We start from the raw sequence: 14,632 nt of genomic DNA on the forward strand, positions 1-14,632 counted from the left end.
GACTCAGCCTCGCAAGAGGCGACTTGGAGGACCCGGGTAGACCGGGTCCCCCAGGCGGCCTCATAGATGTGCTGTGTTTACTAGCGGGTTACTTCTTCCCCCAGAGCTTGGTGATGATCTCCTCAGGAAGAGTGCAGTGGACCCAGAACTCATCCGACAGGTCAAACCTGGCCAGTTTGTCCACATTGCTGTTGTCGACTATGGCGAGTGGGGAGTAGACGATGTTCTCAGTCGGCTTGCCCTGCAAGATGTTGAGCGCGATGTCGAGCGCGACTAGAACGTCGCCGGGGATCGCCGTGGCGCTGTAAGACTTGAAGCCCTTCGGCTTTGCCTGCGCCCACATCTTCACGAATCCGTTGGACGCTGTCCCCGTCACGGGGATTACTCGTCCGCTCGCCAGAACAACCTCGAGGGCACCCTGGGCGGAGCCGCCACCGTCAGTCCAGATCCCAGCGACGTCCGGGTGAGCAGCGAGGAGGTTCTCTGCAGTCTGCTTGGCCTTGTCATAAGCCCAGTTGACCCAGTTCGGCCCTATGACCTGAATTCCAGGTGCCTTCTTGAACTCACGCGAAGCGCCCTCCCACCTCTGGACCGCCGCCGGAGCACCGGCCACACCGCCCAGGGCGAAGACCTTGCCCTTCCCGCCGAGCTCTTGCACGAGCCACCTGGCCATGGAGGCACCCAGTTCCTGCTGGTCCGCTATGACTTTGACTGTGGTAACAGGAGTGTCGACGATGTTGTCAAAGGCGATGACGGGGATGCCCGCTCTCACAGCCTTCTCAACCGCGGGCGACAAGGCCGACGGGCTTTGTGCCGTGATCAGGATCGCATCAACCTTCTTCGCGATGAGGTCCTCCATGTCCGCGATCTGCTTCTGGATCTGCCCACCTGCATCGGTGATCTCTACCTTGGAGATCAACGGAGAACTAGCCGCCGCAGCCTTGAACTCCTCAACCATGGCGACTCGCCAGGCATTCACCACCGACATGTTGCAGAGTGCGATCACGTAGGGCGGCGCCTTCTTGAACTTGGCGACGTCCACGGGCGCTCCGGCTGCAACGCCGAAGGCCGATGCCACCACGACGGCCACGACCACCAAAGCAACCACACGGCCTGGCTTCACTCTGAACATCTGCCGAAATCCTCCTCCCGGGGTCTAGTCTTCCGGAACCGGGTTGCGCCTTGTGGAACTCAGTTTCCGGGTGTGTGTAGATATTCTACCAATGAGCCCGGATTCCTTCACCATGGGTGGGTCTCTTGACCAGCCTATCCACCGGCAATAGGACTGGTCAGTGCAAGCAGGGATAGGACAAGATGCGCAGAAACTATCGAAATGGCACTTTGTTGCACTTCGCGGACTCTCGTTCTGCAGCGTGCCCGAAAGGTGGGTATGCCGTCAGCTACCCCACGGCTAAAGCCGGGGGCTTGCGGTAAGCAGGCCTGGAGCTGATCAGCCTCAGCTCATCGGCCGTAAGGCCATCGGGCTGCGTTATTCAGGTCATGATACCCTGGGATGCGTGCCAGTTCCAGGCCCTGTCGCCCGGCACCAAACAGGCATACCGGCCGGATAGCCGTCCGGCATAGGCCGAGCTTCAAGTTGAACGGCTTGGACGTGCATCCAAAGTACCTGCGGCTGCTTCAAAAAACCAATGGATACGAATATGCCCAAATAGGGGGAAGCGCGGCGTCTCCGCTCCACGCCTGAAGGCAGGGGCTCCCGACGCCGCGTAGTTTGGTGGAGGTGGACCGAATTGAGTGCATGGAACCTCACCGTGATCGGGGCGACCGTCGCAACTGCGGTCGCGCTCGGGCTGTACGGGTCGGTTCCTGGACAATCAGGTCGTATCCGGACGGCGAGGGTCAGAGGAGCCCGCGGGGCGTTCCTGGTGTCCTTCGCCTTTCTTGCGTTGGCCTCTGCGGCTCTGGTGGCCGCGCTCCTCAGGCATGACTTCAGCCTGACCTACGTGTACTCCTATTCATCCCGTGACCTGCCCACAGTCTACTTGATATCCGCGTTCTGGGCGGGCCAGGAAGGGACATTCCTGCTATGGGCGCTTTTCGGCGCGGCGGTAGGCACGATCCTCATGTTCACGTCCAGAGACCACGAGCCTTCCGTGATGTCATTCTTCAGCGCTGTTCAAATAGCGCTGCTGGTCTTCCTGCTCAAGGCCAGCCCGTTCCAACTGATGCGGGTGGTCCGAACTGACGGCGCGGGTCTCAACCCGCTCCTGCAGAACCCCTGGATGGCGATTCACCCACCCATAGTATTCGTGGGGTACGCGCTGAGCGCGGCGCCGTTCGCATGGGCCATGTCCGCTCTGTGGAATGACGACTACACAACCTGGGTTCGCCCGGGTCTCGCATGGACCCTGGGGGCCTGGCTTTTCCTGGGGGCAGGAATCCTGATCGGGGCCAAGTGGGCCTACTCCGTCCTGGGCTGGGGTGGATACTGGGGCTGGGACCCGGTGGAGAATGCCTCGCTCGTGCCGTGGCTTTCCGGCATGGCTCTCCTTCACACACTTCTGATGCAGCTGAGGAGAGGCCGGATGCTCAGGACCAACATAGCCCTGGCCATAGTGACTCTCCTGCTCATAATCTACGGCACCTTCCTGACGAGAAGCGGGGTGCTCTCCGATTTCTCAGTCCACTCCTTTTCTGCCCTGGGCATCAACGCCTACCTTGTCGGGGCCCTCGCCATCATCACCATAGCCTCGGCTGGTCTGTTCATATACCGCCTGCCAAGCATGGCGAGAGCGCGTGGGTACTCCGAACCTTACGACAGCATGGTATCCCGAGACTTCGCGGTCTTCGCGACGGCTCTTCTGTTCGTCGGGTCTGCCGCCGTTATCCTGCTGGGGACGTCTGCCCCGCTTCTAACCAAGTTCACAGGCAACCCGTCCGCGGTCGGCACCTCGTTCTACAACATCACAAACGCCCCGTTCGGGTTCCTGCTCGCAATGCTGATGGGGATATGCCCGTTCCTGGCGTGGCGTTCTTCCGACTCTCGCCACATGGGGTGCCTGCTCGCAATCCCGGTCGCTGCCGCCGTCGTGCTCACGATCGTGGCCTTGGCGATGGGCGCGAGGGGCATCTGGTTCTTGGCCTTTCTCTTCGCCGCCTTCCTCAGCCTCGCCGCCAACATCCTCATGGTGGCGCGGGCGGCCCGGTCCGGCCTTCTCAGGATTGGAGGGTACATCACCCATGTGGGGGTGGCCTTGATCTTCATTGGCATCATCGCCACTTCGGCATATGACGACACCGTCAGGCTCAGCCTGACCATGGGTTCGCCGAAGCCGGTGTTTGGATATGAGATGACCTACACTGGGGCAGAACTGGAGGAGGACGGCGGCGTCCGCCTGGCGCTGGACGTGGCCCTGGGGGATAAGATGTTCCGCGCCGCGCCATATATACAGACTACCAGGCGCGGCCCCGTCCGGCGCCCATACATCCATTCCGCCCTCTACGAGGACCTGTATATCGCCCCTCTCGAGGCTTTCTCTTCTGGACCGGAGACACGCTCGAAAACGGAAGGGTCTGTCTCTGTGACCTTGTCGAAAGGGCAGTCGGCCACCGCGGCAGGGCTCACGGTCAGGTTCATCCGGTTCGACATGAGCCAGCATGCAGAGTCGCAGATGGCCGTCGGCGCCCAGCTCGAAGTGGTCACGTCTGACGGAAAGATCCTTGGAACCGCCACGCCGGTTCTGGCACTCACCCGGTCGGGCAAGTCTCATCAGGACGCGGTGCTAGCGACTCCCGTCGGCCCAGTGGCGTTTCACCTCGAGGCGATAGACGCAACGAACGGCACAGCCACCGTGCAGATTGTTCGCATGGTAGGAGAGGTGGAAGGGCAAACCGGCAAGCGTGACAGGCAGGTTACTGGGACGCCCGATGGGGAAAACCAGTCGCCGGCGGCCGCCGCAGCACCTCAGGCAGTCCTGGTCGAGGTGAGCCGCAAGCCTCTAGCGAACTCTCTATGGGTTGGGTCAATCCTTCTGCTGGCAGGCACGACCCTCGCGGTCATCCGCCGAGCACGGGGGATAGACTAGCGGGTGATGAGCGGCGAGCCTAATGACTCATTCGCGGCCTATGGCGTTCGCCCCAGCACTAATCTCAAACCCCTCGCGCCCTCACAATGTCCTTGACCTTCATCAGCCTGGTGAGGTTGCCGCGCTCCGCCTCGTCAAGCTTCATCGTGATGTACTTGGCGGATTCCCGGAGTTTAGGGATCAGCACGTACTCCAGGGCATTGACACGCCTTCGGGTCTTCTCTATCTCCAGGGCCAGAAGCTCGACGGACTTTTCCACCTCAGCCAGTTCCACGAGGCTTGGAAGCGATTCCGACAGAAGCCTGATCGCCCCGTCGAGCTCTGCCGAGGTGTAGGCGAACCCGTAGGGGTAGATGTCGGTCCTGTCCTCCTGCCCCCGGAAGCTCCACTGGAAATGCGGGACCTGCACGTTCATGATGTTCTTCTTGGACGCAGTGATGCTTATGCTCTCCTTCGGGTACATGAGGGCGCCTTCCACCGAGGCCTCGGACATCGCCCCCCGGGCCACCAGGAAAGCCGAAAATGCCTCCCCGAGCGCCCGGTCCACTTCCTCCCGGAGCTCCTTGTTCCGCCGTATCAGCTCCAGGAAATGGCGGAGCAGCTCGTCCAGTTTGTCCTTGAGGAGCTTGTGCCCTCTCGTGGCCATGGCCAGGCGCTTCTTCAGCCGAAGAAGCTGCATCCTGGTGGGGCTCACTCTGACTTCCATTCGCTACGCCTCCGCGGCCTCAGGATCTTGGTTCCGCAGGTACTTCTCGATGAAGGACTCCCTGACCCGCTTCAACTCGTCCACAGGCAGCATCCCGAGGAGTTCCCAGCCAAGGTTCAAGGTCTGCTCGATGGTCCTGTTCTCTTCTTCTCCCTGCCTGATGTAACGGCGCTCGAACTCGTCCGCGAACCTGGAGAAGATCTTGTCGACTTCGGAGAGGGCGGCCTCGCCCAGGATCACCGCGAGTTCCTTCGCCTCCTTGCCCCGGGCATAGGCGGCGTAGAGCTGGTTCATGGTGTCTGCGTGGTCCTCCCTGGTCTTGCCACGGCCAATGCCCTTGTCCTTCAGGCGCGACAAGGACGGCAGGATGTCTATAGGCGGGTAGATGCCCTTGCGGTGAAGCTCGCGGCTGAGCATGATCTGCCCCTCAGTGATGTATCCCGTAAGGTCAGGGATCGGATGGGTCTTGTCGTCCTCGGGCATCGTCAGGATCGGTATCTGAGTTATCGAGCCTTTCTTCCCCTTGATCCTCCCTGCCCGCTCATACATTGTGGCGAGGTCAGTGTAGAGGTAGCCGGGGTACCCACGCCGGCCCGGCACTTCTTTGCGGGCAGCCGACACCTCGCGCAGGGCCTCGCAGTAATTGGTCATGTCAGTCAAGATTACCAGGACGTGCATATCCTTCTCGTACGCCAGGTACTCTGCGGCGGTCAGGGCCATCCTGGGCGTAGAAATCCGCTCGATGGCAGGGTCATTGGCAAGGTTCATGAACATGACCGCACGCTCGATCGCACCTGTCCGTTTGAAGTCAGAGACGAAGTAGTCCGCCTCCTCGAAGGTAATGCCCATCGCCCCGAACACCACAGCGAACTGCTCGCCCGAGCCGAGAACCTTGGCTTGCCTCGCGATCTGCGCCGCCATCTGGGCGTGGGGCAGGCCAGCTCCGGAGAAGATGGGGAGCTTCTGTCCACGGACCAGAGTGTTGAGGCCGTCGATGGCAGAGATCCCAGTCTGGATGAATTCAGACGGGTAGTCCCGGGCGTAGGGGTTCACCGGCGCCGCGTTGATGTCGAGTCTCTGCTCGGGGATGATCTTCGGCCCGTTGTCCCTCGGCCGGCCCAGGCCATCAAAGACCCGCCCAAGCATCTCGGGGGACACGCCGAGCTCTATTCCGCGCCCGAGGAACCTGACGCGCCCGGCTCTCAGATCGAGACCCGCTGAGCCCTCGAAAAGCTGCACGAGTGCGTTGGTGCCGGAAGCCTCGAGGACGCGCCCTCGCCGGATTTCGTCCGAGGAGATCACGATCTCCACAAGCTCTCCGTACTTGACATCCTGCACCTGCTCGACGAGCATGAGAGGACCAGCGACTTCCCTTATGGTGAGGTACTCCTTAAGCAACGTCCTCGCCTCCCTCGGACGAGATCGCGCGGACTTCCGACCGGGCCTGTTCCGCCAGGGACCGGATCTCGTCCATGTGCGCCTCCTCGGTGTATTTCATCCGCCCTATCTTCCCGCGAACCGGTAGCCTGAGGAGGGTGTCGAGGTCCACCCCTTGCTCCACCGCCTCGCGCGCAGCGTGATCGAACTCCAGGATCGCGGCGAGCATGGCAGCTTGTTTCTCCAGGGAAGTATAGGTGTCGACCTCGTGGAACGCGTTTTGGTGGAGGAAGTCTTCCCTCAGGCTCTTGGCGGTCTCCAGAGTCAGCCTCTCACGGCTGGACAGGGCGTCGACCCCGACGAGCCGTACGATTTCTTCAAGCTCTGCCTCTTCCTGAAGAATCTTCATGGCCTCCCCGCGCATCTCGACGAAAGAGTCGCCGAGTCTCTCGCGCAGGCGTGCGTCGATCCGGTCCAGGTAGAGCGAATAGCTCGTGAGCCAGTTGATTGCAGGGAAGTGCCTGCTGTAGGCGAGCGCCGCGTCCAATGCCCAGAACACTTTCACGATCCTCAGCGTCGCCTGAGTGACTGGCTCGGACAGGTCGCCGCCAGGTGGAGAGACCGCGCCGACGACAGTGAGGGAGCCTTCGCGCCCATCCGACCCGGCACAGATGACCCTCCCCGCCCGTTCGTAAAACGCCGCGGCGCGGGAGCCGAGATAAGCGGGATAGCCTTCCTCGCCTGGCATCTCCTCGAGACGCCCCGACATCTCGCGCAACGCCTCCGCCCACCGTGAGGTGGAATCCGCCATGAGGGCGACACTGTATCCCATGTCCCGGAAGTACTCAGCTATGGTGATCCCCGTGTACACCGACGACTCACGCGCAGCAACCGGCATGTCGGAGGTATTGGCGATGAGGACAGTCCTCTTCATCAAAGGCTCCCCGGACCTGGGGTCGAGAAGTTCCGGGAATTCCATGAGAACGTCGGTCATCTCGTTCCCACGTTCACCACAGCCGACGTACACGATGATCTCTGCGTCCGCCCATTTGGCCAGCTGGTGCTGGACAACCGTCTTCCCGGACCCGAAAGGCCCTGGGATGCACGCCGTGCCCCCTTTGGCCACCGGGAAGAAAGTATCGAGAACACGCTGACCTGTGACAAGCGGTTCGGTCGGGCTGAGTTTCTCCCGGATCGGCCTGCCCCGGCGCACCGGCCACCTCTGCATCATGGTGACCTCGCGGACCTCGCCCTGTCCGGTCTCTATTCTCGCCACGGTGTCCATGATCCGGGCATCGCCGGAGTGGACCCACTGTACCGTTCCCGACACTCCCGGCGGGACCATGATCATATGCTTCACGACGGGAGTCTCCTGGACCGTGCCGAGGATATCGCCTGAGACGACCAGGTCGCCTGGTTTCACCCTGGGTCCGAAGTCCCAAACGGCGTCGCGGTCCAGCCCGGGCGCTTCCACACCGCGGGCTATGCGGTCGCCCGTGGCCGCCCTGATGCGGTCGAGCGGGCGCTGAATTCCGTCGTAGATGGAGCTTATGAGACCGGGACCAAGCTCGACGGAGAGTGGCTCCCCGGTGGTGTAGACCGGCTCGCCCGGGCCAAGGCCGAACGTCTCCTCATAAACCTGAATCGATGCACGGTCCCCTCGCATCTCGATGATCTCACCGACGAGGCGCCGGTCGGAGACCCGCACAACGTCGTACATCTTCGCCCCTTGCATCCCCTCGGCGACGACCAGAGGGCCCGAAACCTTGACTATTCTACCTACATTCACCTGCGAACTCATGAGGCGTTCCCCTCTTTTCCGAACAGGATGTCGGCGCCGAGCGCTCTCTCAACGGTCCGCCGTATCTTCTCAAGCGCCGCCCCGGTATTCCCCCGGTTGTCGGGAATGGTGAGAACCACCGGAAGCGGCCGCTTGCTGTACTCTGTTATCGCATCTATGATCCCTTTCGCGAACCCTTCGGTGATGAAGATCGCCGCGTAGTCCTCGCGCGCCAGCGCGTGGAGCCTCTCCTCAGCCGCCCGCTCATCCGAGACCGGGAAAACCGAGACACCGAGAGCCCGAAAGCCCAGTATGGAGTCTTCATCACCTATCACGCCGATTCTATGCATAACCTTCACACAACCTCTCCCGGATGGTGTCCGGCGGAAGGTCGTTGACCTTGCCCACGCAGATGCGCCTGAGGGTCGAGGCTTCGTTCTCCCGGGCCATGAGATAGCCCAGCACAGGTTCGTACCCGTCCGCGAGGTACCTGGTTTCCCGGACCCTCTCGGCGATGGCAGCATCCGCCAGGGCTTCGAGCCTCCTCAAGGATCCAGTCTTCTGCCACTCATCGACCCCCTCGGAGACCACCTTCGCGTACGCCGACCTTGACAGCGCGCTTGCGAACCTGTCCACAGGCTCGCCAAAGAACTCGGCCATCGCCCCAGTGTCTATGGATCCATGGGGCACTGCGGCGGACAGGAAAAACCCAGACGGTTTCCCGATCGCGCGCAGCCGCATGTATATACGGATGTTGGTGAGATCAGCGAGAGCCGCAATCAACTCTTCGAGGAACGCAGCCTTGTACAGTCTCGCCACACCCTGGTAGTAGTCGAACGTCGCCCGGTCCACGACCATGTCGATGTACTGGGGATCCTGGCCCGCTGCCCGGTAAGCCGCAATCGCCTGCTCGCCCGCCTGCCGGAGTGCATCTTGTAGGATAGCGCGGTCGCGCTCCACCGGAAAATCCGCGTCTTCAATCTCCGCACCAGCCCGGAGATCCGAGACCACCCGTATCTCGTCCCGGCCAAGCCACCCTACCGGAGAGAAACCTCTTGGGGCGGCTTGAGGGAGTTGACTTGCCTTCAGGTGCACTTTCAGATTGTGGAAATCGTGCTGCGCGCGGAACACCCCGGTCAGGTAGGGCACTGGCGAGAACCCGCCCACTGTGTCATAGGCACGCCCAAGGCCCTCATCGATCATCTCTTCGTATCGACGCGGGTCCGGCCTGCCCGACTGGGCGTACTCAGTCTCCGCGAGGATCTTCGCAAACTCCTCGAGGTCCGCCGCCTCCAACATCCTGTTGAACCGTGCCGAATCAATCATCCGGTTCTCCAGAACACGGACGCGCGCCACCGCGTAGGCGAACGCATCCTCGTAGTTCAAGCTTGTTACCTCCCCCACGCTCACTCCGGGAGTCCGTCGCCCCCTCCAAAAAGTTCCTGCGCCACCAGGGGTTCGAGCTCTTGCCGGTACAGGTCGCGCAGGGCCTCAAGAGAACAATCTACTTCGACATTGGGCATCCGCAAGATGAAACCCCCGGATGTGTCCGCATCCTCACGCGCCATGCTGAACCTGGCGGAGAGGCCCGCTGCTTTCAGCTTGTTCTCGACACACAGAAGGAACTCTGGGGTAATCCGGCTGCGGTCCCTTGGCGACGGCACTATCTCCACGTCTCCGCTAGGAGATGCGGACAGGATCATCGCGGACGCCAGATCGAGATACGTGTCATCTGGGAGTTTCCCCAGGCGCTCTGGTATCTCAGCGAGCACGGCATCAATCATATCGCCCTTGACCCGGAGGATTGCATTCCGTTCCTCCAGCGCAAGGCCGATCCGCCCCCGGCGCATTTGCTCCTCTCGTGCCCGGGTCGCGGCATTCTCGATCTCTTTCGCCCTGCGTTCCCCGTTACGTTTCGCCTCGAGCAGGGTCTCCCGGACCTTTTCATCAGCCTGCGCGAGGATCTGGGAAGCACGGGCTTTCGCCTCATCAATGATCCTGGCCTTGAGCCTGTCTAGGTTCTGCATCTCATACACTCCCGCCGGCCTAGATCTGGATTGAGAAGAGGAGCAAGAGGCTCGCAAGGAGCGCAAGCACGGCGTAGGTCTCGACCATTGCGGCGAAGATGACCGCTTTACCCATTTCCTCTGGACGCTTAGCGACTATGCTGACTCCGGCTGCTGCGACCTTGCCCTGGGAGATCGCGGAGAGCCATCCGACGAGGCCGATCGGGATAGCGGAGCCTATGAGCATGACGCCGGTGAGAGCGGGGATCGAAGGTATGGTTCCGCCCAGCACCCCGACGCGCATCATTATCATGAGCCCTGTAAGAAGCCCGTAAATACCCTGAGTGCCCGGGATGGCCTGGAGAAGAAGGATCTGACCGAACTTATCCGGGTCCTCAGTGATGACGCCTGACCCGGCCTTGCCAACCAGCCCAACCCCGATCGCGGAACCGATGCCTGGGAACCCCACAGCGATCCCCACCGCGATGAATGCGAGGACTCCCCCGACTGACAGATTCATGGTTATGCCTCCTTCGGATTGTCGACCTCAACGTACTTCATGGTGACTCTGAAGGGCGAGAACCTCTTCCCACCCGTTTCGTAGAACTTGCTGAAGAACTCCACGTACTGCAGCCTGCTCGAGTGCACGTACGCGCCTATCACGTTGATCAGGAGGTTGAAGGCGTGGCCGAAGGCCAGCCCAACCACGACAATGATCGGGCCAACTATCGGGATGCCCGCGGGCCTGAGTGCGATATCGTTGATAACCATGCCCAAGACCGCGGTGGTGAACCCGAGTCCGAACAGCCTCGCGTAGGACACAACGTCGCTCACGTAGGATGTGGTCGAGTAGAGACTCAACAACCCGGACCCGACACGCATAAGAGGGTTCTTATGGTGCCGGCCCTGCGTCGCCACGAGCCCCAGGGCACCAACAATAGCAACGTACCGGGCGGCCTTGGCCACACCCGGCCCGAGTGATCCGCCCCCGATCGTGAGCCCCAGCCCGATGAGGAACACCGCCCAAAAACCCTGATCGAAGAGGGCCGCAAGAGGATTCCCCCGGCGTATGTTATCGTAGGCCTTGACCGCGAGGCCGAAGAAGATCTGGATGACCCCGAGCCCGAATGCTAGGAGGAGAAACTTCAACGGCTCCTTGAGAGGGTCAAACCAGATCGGCCTGAGACCGAAGACCCGCGCGAACAGATCGCCGAACCATCCCCCGAACAGCGCACCCATGATGAACGTGGACAATCCCCCGGCCATGATCAGGAACAAAAGCTGACGGCCCATGCCCTTCGCCCTGGTCTTCTTGAGAAGGAGGTATCCTATGACCGCAAGGGCCACCCCGTAAGGAGCGTCTGTCAGGCATACACCGAAGAAAACGAAAAAGAAGGGGGCCAGAAGCGGGGAAGGGTCGATCCCGCCTACCTTGGGAAGACCCATTATCCTGGTGACCGCCTCGAATGGGTAAGCGAGAGGGCCGTTGACCAGGTCCACTGGCGGCTGCTCCCCTTCCATCGCAGGGCGGTCCAGCACCACCACATCCGGGAACTCCCCCTCAACCGACCCACGGATGGCGGGGAGATCGCGCGTTCGTGCCCAGCCTTCTATCACGAAAGTCCTCTTGGTGCCGCCGAAGTTGGCCACGATTGCAAGCTTGTCCCGCTCCCGGGCCAGGTGGTCGTAGAGCGCGAACGCGCGTGGCCTCTCGGATACGAATGCCTCCACCATGCCCATGACCTCTGCCCTGCGTGCGTGGATCCGCTCCAGTTCCGCCTCGAGCTTCTCGATTTCGTTGGCAGGGGTGTCAGAAAAGCCAGAAAAGGATGCCCGGGAAAAGCCGTGTGCGGCCAGGGTCTGTGCCGCCACTTCTTCCACCGAGGTTGGGTAGGCGATCACTACGTAGGACACCTTATCGAGCGTGCCAACGACCTCCCACGCGAATTCAAGCAGGGTCCGAGAGATCTCAGAAAGCGACGACTCACAGGTGTCCGCCGCTAAGGTGCCCATGACCACTGTGACGAACTGCCCCGCTCGGGACTGGTCGATCCGGAAGCCAGCATTCAGCCAAGCCTGGAGAGCCTCGATCCCCGAGGCAGCCTTGGCCTCCTCAGCCGCAAGCACGGTGAGTTCCTCGTCGAGACTCCTCGCCCGGCCATACAGTTCCGATACGGCCTGAGATTCGCCCTGGATCAAGCGGTCCCATTCGGACGCGGTCATCCTCAGACGGTACCCGGTGAAGTTCTCCAGCATCGTCTTGGGGATCCGGTGGTGCTTGGCCATGAAATCGATGGTGTACTTGAGTTCGGACAGAAGCCCTTCGAGCCGTGCAAGAGTCGCCCCGGGCTCGAACGGGCAACCATGACAACGCCTCTCCTCATCGGAGAGGTCAGTCCCGAACAGGGTAACCTCCACGTTGCCCTGGCGTTGCAGTAGGTCGACGACATCACCGACACGGTCCTCGTGACCGATGACGGTCACCCTACTCATTTCAGCGATCGCCAACGGCCTTCACGATCCTCTCCACAGCGGCCCTGAGCGCGTTTTCCCGGTTCAGCCTGGCGCGGGCGAGGGTCTCCTCCACTCGGGCCGCGATCTCCTTGCGCTTGTGCGCGGTTTCACGGGCGAGTGCAGCTTCGGCCTCCCGGGCGGCTTCCTTCGCCCGGAACAGGGCAGCCTGCTCCGCCTCGTGCACGATTTGCTCGCTCTGCTGCGCGGCTTCTCGCACTCTAGCCTTCGCTTCCTGCTCCGCCTCGAGAACCGTCTGCTCCGCCTCGCGCTCAGTCTCGCGGATCTGGTCTATGGCGCTGATCTCCATTGGCCAACACTCCTTGCACAAACCCAAACACAAATATACTACAGTGCAGGCCAGTTCGCAACGCGGGCGGACAGCGCGCTGGCGAGCGCTGAGGAATTGAACGTGGCTGGAAGTTGAGCAGCCGCGCCTCTGGGAACGGTGGTCAGGATCCTTATCAGCCATGCAGACGGATGGGTGATGTTGGGAGAGGGTGTAGGCGATTGATGTAGTCAACGAAGGGATACCTAACCAAAGCCTCTCGCCTGTCTGAGAGCGAGAGGCATTCCGAGGAGTCCGTGCGATCTCGGCTAATGAGTCTGGGCTCCAGTATCATCACCCAATACGTAAGCCTAACACCTTCCCGAACCCAATCCGGGCCAGGCGCTGATCGAAGTCCTGGCATGAGTTCCATCCGACTGCAGTCCCTGAACTTGTGGGGGCCCGCGCCGGGCCTACTGGGCGTGCTCCAGCATCCCCAGGCGCAATTCCTCCGCTATCTTGGCTATGAAGAATGAGTTCGTGGGGGGTTTCCCGTTTCTGAGGTTCACTGCGTACCCGAAGATCTTGTTAATGTACTCTGGATTCCCTTGCTTCCAGGTCTTCTGGATTGTGTATCTTATGGCCGCCTCGACGATGAGAGGGGTGGTGCCGAACTTCTCAGCGACTTTGGGATAGAGAGACTTCGTGACCGCTCCCAGAAGTCCTATCTCCCTGGTGACAAGAATGATGGCCTCCTTGACGTATACATACCCCTTGAAGTAGGTGGGGACTCCCAGGTTGTAAAGGAGGCGGGTGGCCTCGGTCTCAAGGTCGAAAGGCGCATTGCTGGGTTTCCGGTCTATCTCTCGAGGAAGTCTGGATCCGTAGGTTCTCTCAGGCCTGGGCTTCGAGAAGACGGGCTCCGTTTCCGCAACCTGGCGGATACGGCTTATGAGGCTTTCGCGATCAAAGGGTTTGAGGAGATAGTAGTCTGCGCCGAGTCTCGCTGTCTTGCGGACCATATCCTCCTCTTCGAAAGCAGACAGTACTATCACTTTCGGACGTCTCGGGAGGTCCATCTCGCTCATCCGGGACAGGACTCCCATTCCGTCGAGGTAGGGCATGATGATGTCGAGCAGCATCACATCGGGTTGGGTTTCTTGAACCATGTCGAGGGCCTGGAGTCCATCGTTGGCAACGCCGACCAGCTCCAGGTCTCGCTCGTCGCGTATGAGAACCTCCAGGACGTCACATAGGTCCTTGTTGTTCTCTACCACAAGAACTCTGGTCTTGTCGTCCGTCAAGCTTCTTCCCTCCAAACTCCTTTGGCCAACGAGGTTATCTTCGTTCTCGGCGAATCATCTATTCTTCGTCCGGAGCCCGACTCCTGCCGAACTCAAAAAAGTTGTCGCAACATTTTGCTCCATTTATCGACATCAATATCGCAATTCGTGTCGCACTTTATCGCACTCCAGAGGCCCCGGGGAACACAGGAACCCCCTGCCGAGTCGCAGGGGGTTCGTCCGTCGTCCGTCTGGCCCGCCGCTCTACATTCGCTGCACGCCGTCGACCTGGATCTCGTCGCTTCCTCTCCTCACAAACGTCTTGCAGCATGTCTGTTCACACCGCCCGGCCGGAGTGGCAGCAGCGGTCGATGCCTGGAGCGCATCGAACCTGTCTGGTTTCTCGGCAGCGAGCTGGTCGGAAGTGACCATGATCTGCGATGCGTCGCAGATGTTCCCGTTCGTCCAGTAGTGGCAGTTGCTGACGCTGCACATGATCCTGTTGTCCACTCGGTACCGCCCTCCTTTCTCATGAGATGGTTCTCTCACGGAGTCCCTGCGGTAGTATGCCCCAGTGGTGCAGCGCCGCCCCCTAGCAACGCACCAAAAGCGAAGGAGCGCCCCGGCACTGGCTCCGACACGCTCCCAATAATAT

General features: G+C 61.1%; 13 protein-coding genes and 1 pseudogene. 2 read left to right on the forward strand and 12 right to left on the reverse strand.

What is annotated here, in order from left to right:
- Positions 1–88: 88 nt before the first annotated feature.
- A complete protein-coding gene (locus tag NUW23_06385; GenBank protein MCR4425806.1) occupies positions 89–1,132 on the reverse strand; it encodes a substrate-binding domain-containing protein in 1,044 nt (347 codons plus the stop codon).
- Positions 1,133–1,561: 429 nt separating this feature from the next.
- Between NUW23_06385 and NUW23_06390 the strand changes: the two are divergent.
- Both NUW23_06390 and ccsA read left to right on the forward strand, forming a co-directional pair.
- Positions 1,562–1,705 (forward strand): annotated as a pseudogene (locus NUW23_06390) (HNH endonuclease).
- Between the two features lie 46 nt (positions 1,706–1,751).
- Entirely contained in the window at positions 1,752–4,046 is a 2,295-nt protein-coding gene (gene ccsA / locus NUW23_06395) for a cytochrome c biogenesis protein CcsA (GenBank protein ID MCR4425807.1), read from the forward strand.
- 64 nt (positions 4,047–4,110) lie between these two features.
- Here ccsA and NUW23_06400 read toward each other — a convergent pair whose 3' ends face one another.
- The 11 genes from NUW23_06400 to NUW23_06450 all read right to left on the reverse strand — a co-directional run.
- Complete coding sequence (locus tag NUW23_06400) at positions 4,111–4,752, reverse strand: V-type ATP synthase subunit D (protein ID MCR4425808.1); 642 nt, start codon at positions 4,750–4,752, stop codon at positions 4,111–4,113.
- A gap of 3 nt (positions 4,753–4,755) precedes the next feature.
- Entirely contained in the window at positions 4,756–6,150 is a 1,395-nt protein-coding gene (locus NUW23_06405; protein MCR4425809.1) for a V-type ATP synthase subunit B, read from the reverse strand.
- On the reverse strand, positions 6,143–7,930 hold the full coding sequence (locus NUW23_06410) for a V-type ATP synthase subunit A (protein ID MCR4425810.1): 1,788 nt from the start codon (positions 7,928–7,930) through the stop codon (positions 6,143–6,145). Before NUW23_06410 ends, NUW23_06405 begins: the two co-directional genes overlap by 8 nt.
- Entirely contained in the window at positions 7,927–8,259 is a 333-nt protein-coding gene (locus NUW23_06415; GenBank protein MCR4425811.1) for a V-type ATP synthase subunit F, read from the reverse strand. The genes NUW23_06410 and NUW23_06415 overlap by 4 nt, the downstream gene beginning before the upstream one ends.
- Positions 8,252–9,295 (reverse strand): V-type ATPase subunit, encoded by a 1,044-nt coding sequence (locus NUW23_06420; protein ID MCR4425812.1) that lies wholly within the window; start codon positions 9,293–9,295, stop codon positions 8,252–8,254. Before NUW23_06420 ends, NUW23_06415 begins: the two co-directional genes overlap by 8 nt.
- A 20-nt stretch (positions 9,296–9,315) precedes the next feature.
- The gene (locus NUW23_06425) at positions 9,316–9,936 is read right to left on the reverse strand and encodes a V-type ATP synthase subunit E (protein MCR4425813.1); all 621 of its coding nucleotides are present in this window, start codon (positions 9,934–9,936) and stop codon (positions 9,316–9,318) included.
- 19 nt (positions 9,937–9,955) lie between these two features.
- Positions 9,956–10,435, reverse strand: a complete 480-nt coding sequence (locus NUW23_06430) for a V-type ATP synthase subunit K (GenBank protein ID MCR4425814.1) — start codon at positions 10,433–10,435, stop codon at positions 9,956–9,958.
- 2 nt (positions 10,436–10,437) lie between these two features.
- Positions 10,438–12,408 carry a V-type ATP synthase subunit I gene (locus NUW23_06435; GenBank protein MCR4425815.1) on the reverse strand — a complete coding sequence of 657 codons (1,971 nt, stop codon included), beginning with the start codon at positions 12,406–12,408 and terminating at the stop codon, positions 10,438–10,440.
- Between the two features lies 1 nt (position 12,409).
- The gene (locus NUW23_06440) at positions 12,410–12,736 is read right to left on the reverse strand and encodes a hypothetical protein (GenBank protein MCR4425816.1); all 327 of its coding nucleotides are present in this window, start codon (positions 12,734–12,736) and stop codon (positions 12,410–12,412) included.
- Between the two features lie 431 nt (positions 12,737–13,167).
- Positions 13,168–13,998, reverse strand: coding sequence for a sporulation transcription factor Spo0A (gene spo0A / locus NUW23_06445; protein MCR4425817.1), 831 nt, complete (start codon positions 13,996–13,998; stop codon positions 13,168–13,170).
- Between the two features lie 243 nt (positions 13,999–14,241).
- Positions 14,242–14,632: DUF1540 domain-containing protein (locus NUW23_06450; GenBank protein ID MCR4425818.1), on the reverse strand; the 391-nt coding region annotated here is incomplete at its 5' end.

Source organism: Bacillota bacterium (genome assembly GCA_024655925.1).
Taxonomy (GTDB): domain Bacteria; phylum Bacillota; class DTU025; order DTU025; family JANLFS01; genus JANLFS01.

What these genes read in the sequence shown, in the direction of transcription:
- NUW23_06385 (MCR4425806.1), bottom strand. Translation starts at nt 1,132, where the DNA reads ATGTTCAGAGTGAAGCCAGGCCGTGTGGTTGCTTTGGTGGTCGTGGCC.
- NUW23_06410 (MCR4425810.1), bottom strand. Translation starts at nt 7,930, where the DNA reads ATGAGTTCGCAGGTGAATGTAGGTAGAATAGTCAAGGTTTCGGGCCCT.
- NUW23_06435 (MCR4425815.1), bottom strand. Translation starts at nt 12,408, where the DNA reads ATGAGTAGGGTGACCGTCATCGGTCACGAGGACCGTGTCGGTGATGTC.
- NUW23_06425 (MCR4425813.1), bottom strand. Translation starts at nt 9,936, where the DNA reads ATGCAGAACCTAGACAGGCTCAAGGCCAGGATCATTGATGAGGCGAAA.
- NUW23_06415 (MCR4425811.1), bottom strand. Translation starts at nt 8,259, where the DNA reads ATGCATAGAATCGGCGTGATAGGTGATGAAGACTCCATACTGGGCTTT.
- NUW23_06430 (MCR4425814.1), bottom strand. Translation starts at nt 10,435, where the DNA reads ATGAATCTGTCAGTCGGGGGAGTCCTCGCATTCATCGCGGTGGGGATC.
- NUW23_06400 (MCR4425808.1), bottom strand. Translation starts at nt 4,752, where the DNA reads ATGGAAGTCAGAGTGAGCCCCACCAGGATGCAGCTTCTTCGGCTGAAG.
- NUW23_06440 (MCR4425816.1), bottom strand. Translation starts at nt 12,736, where the DNA reads ATGGAGATCAGCGCCATAGACCAGATCCGCGAGACTGAGCGCGAGGCG.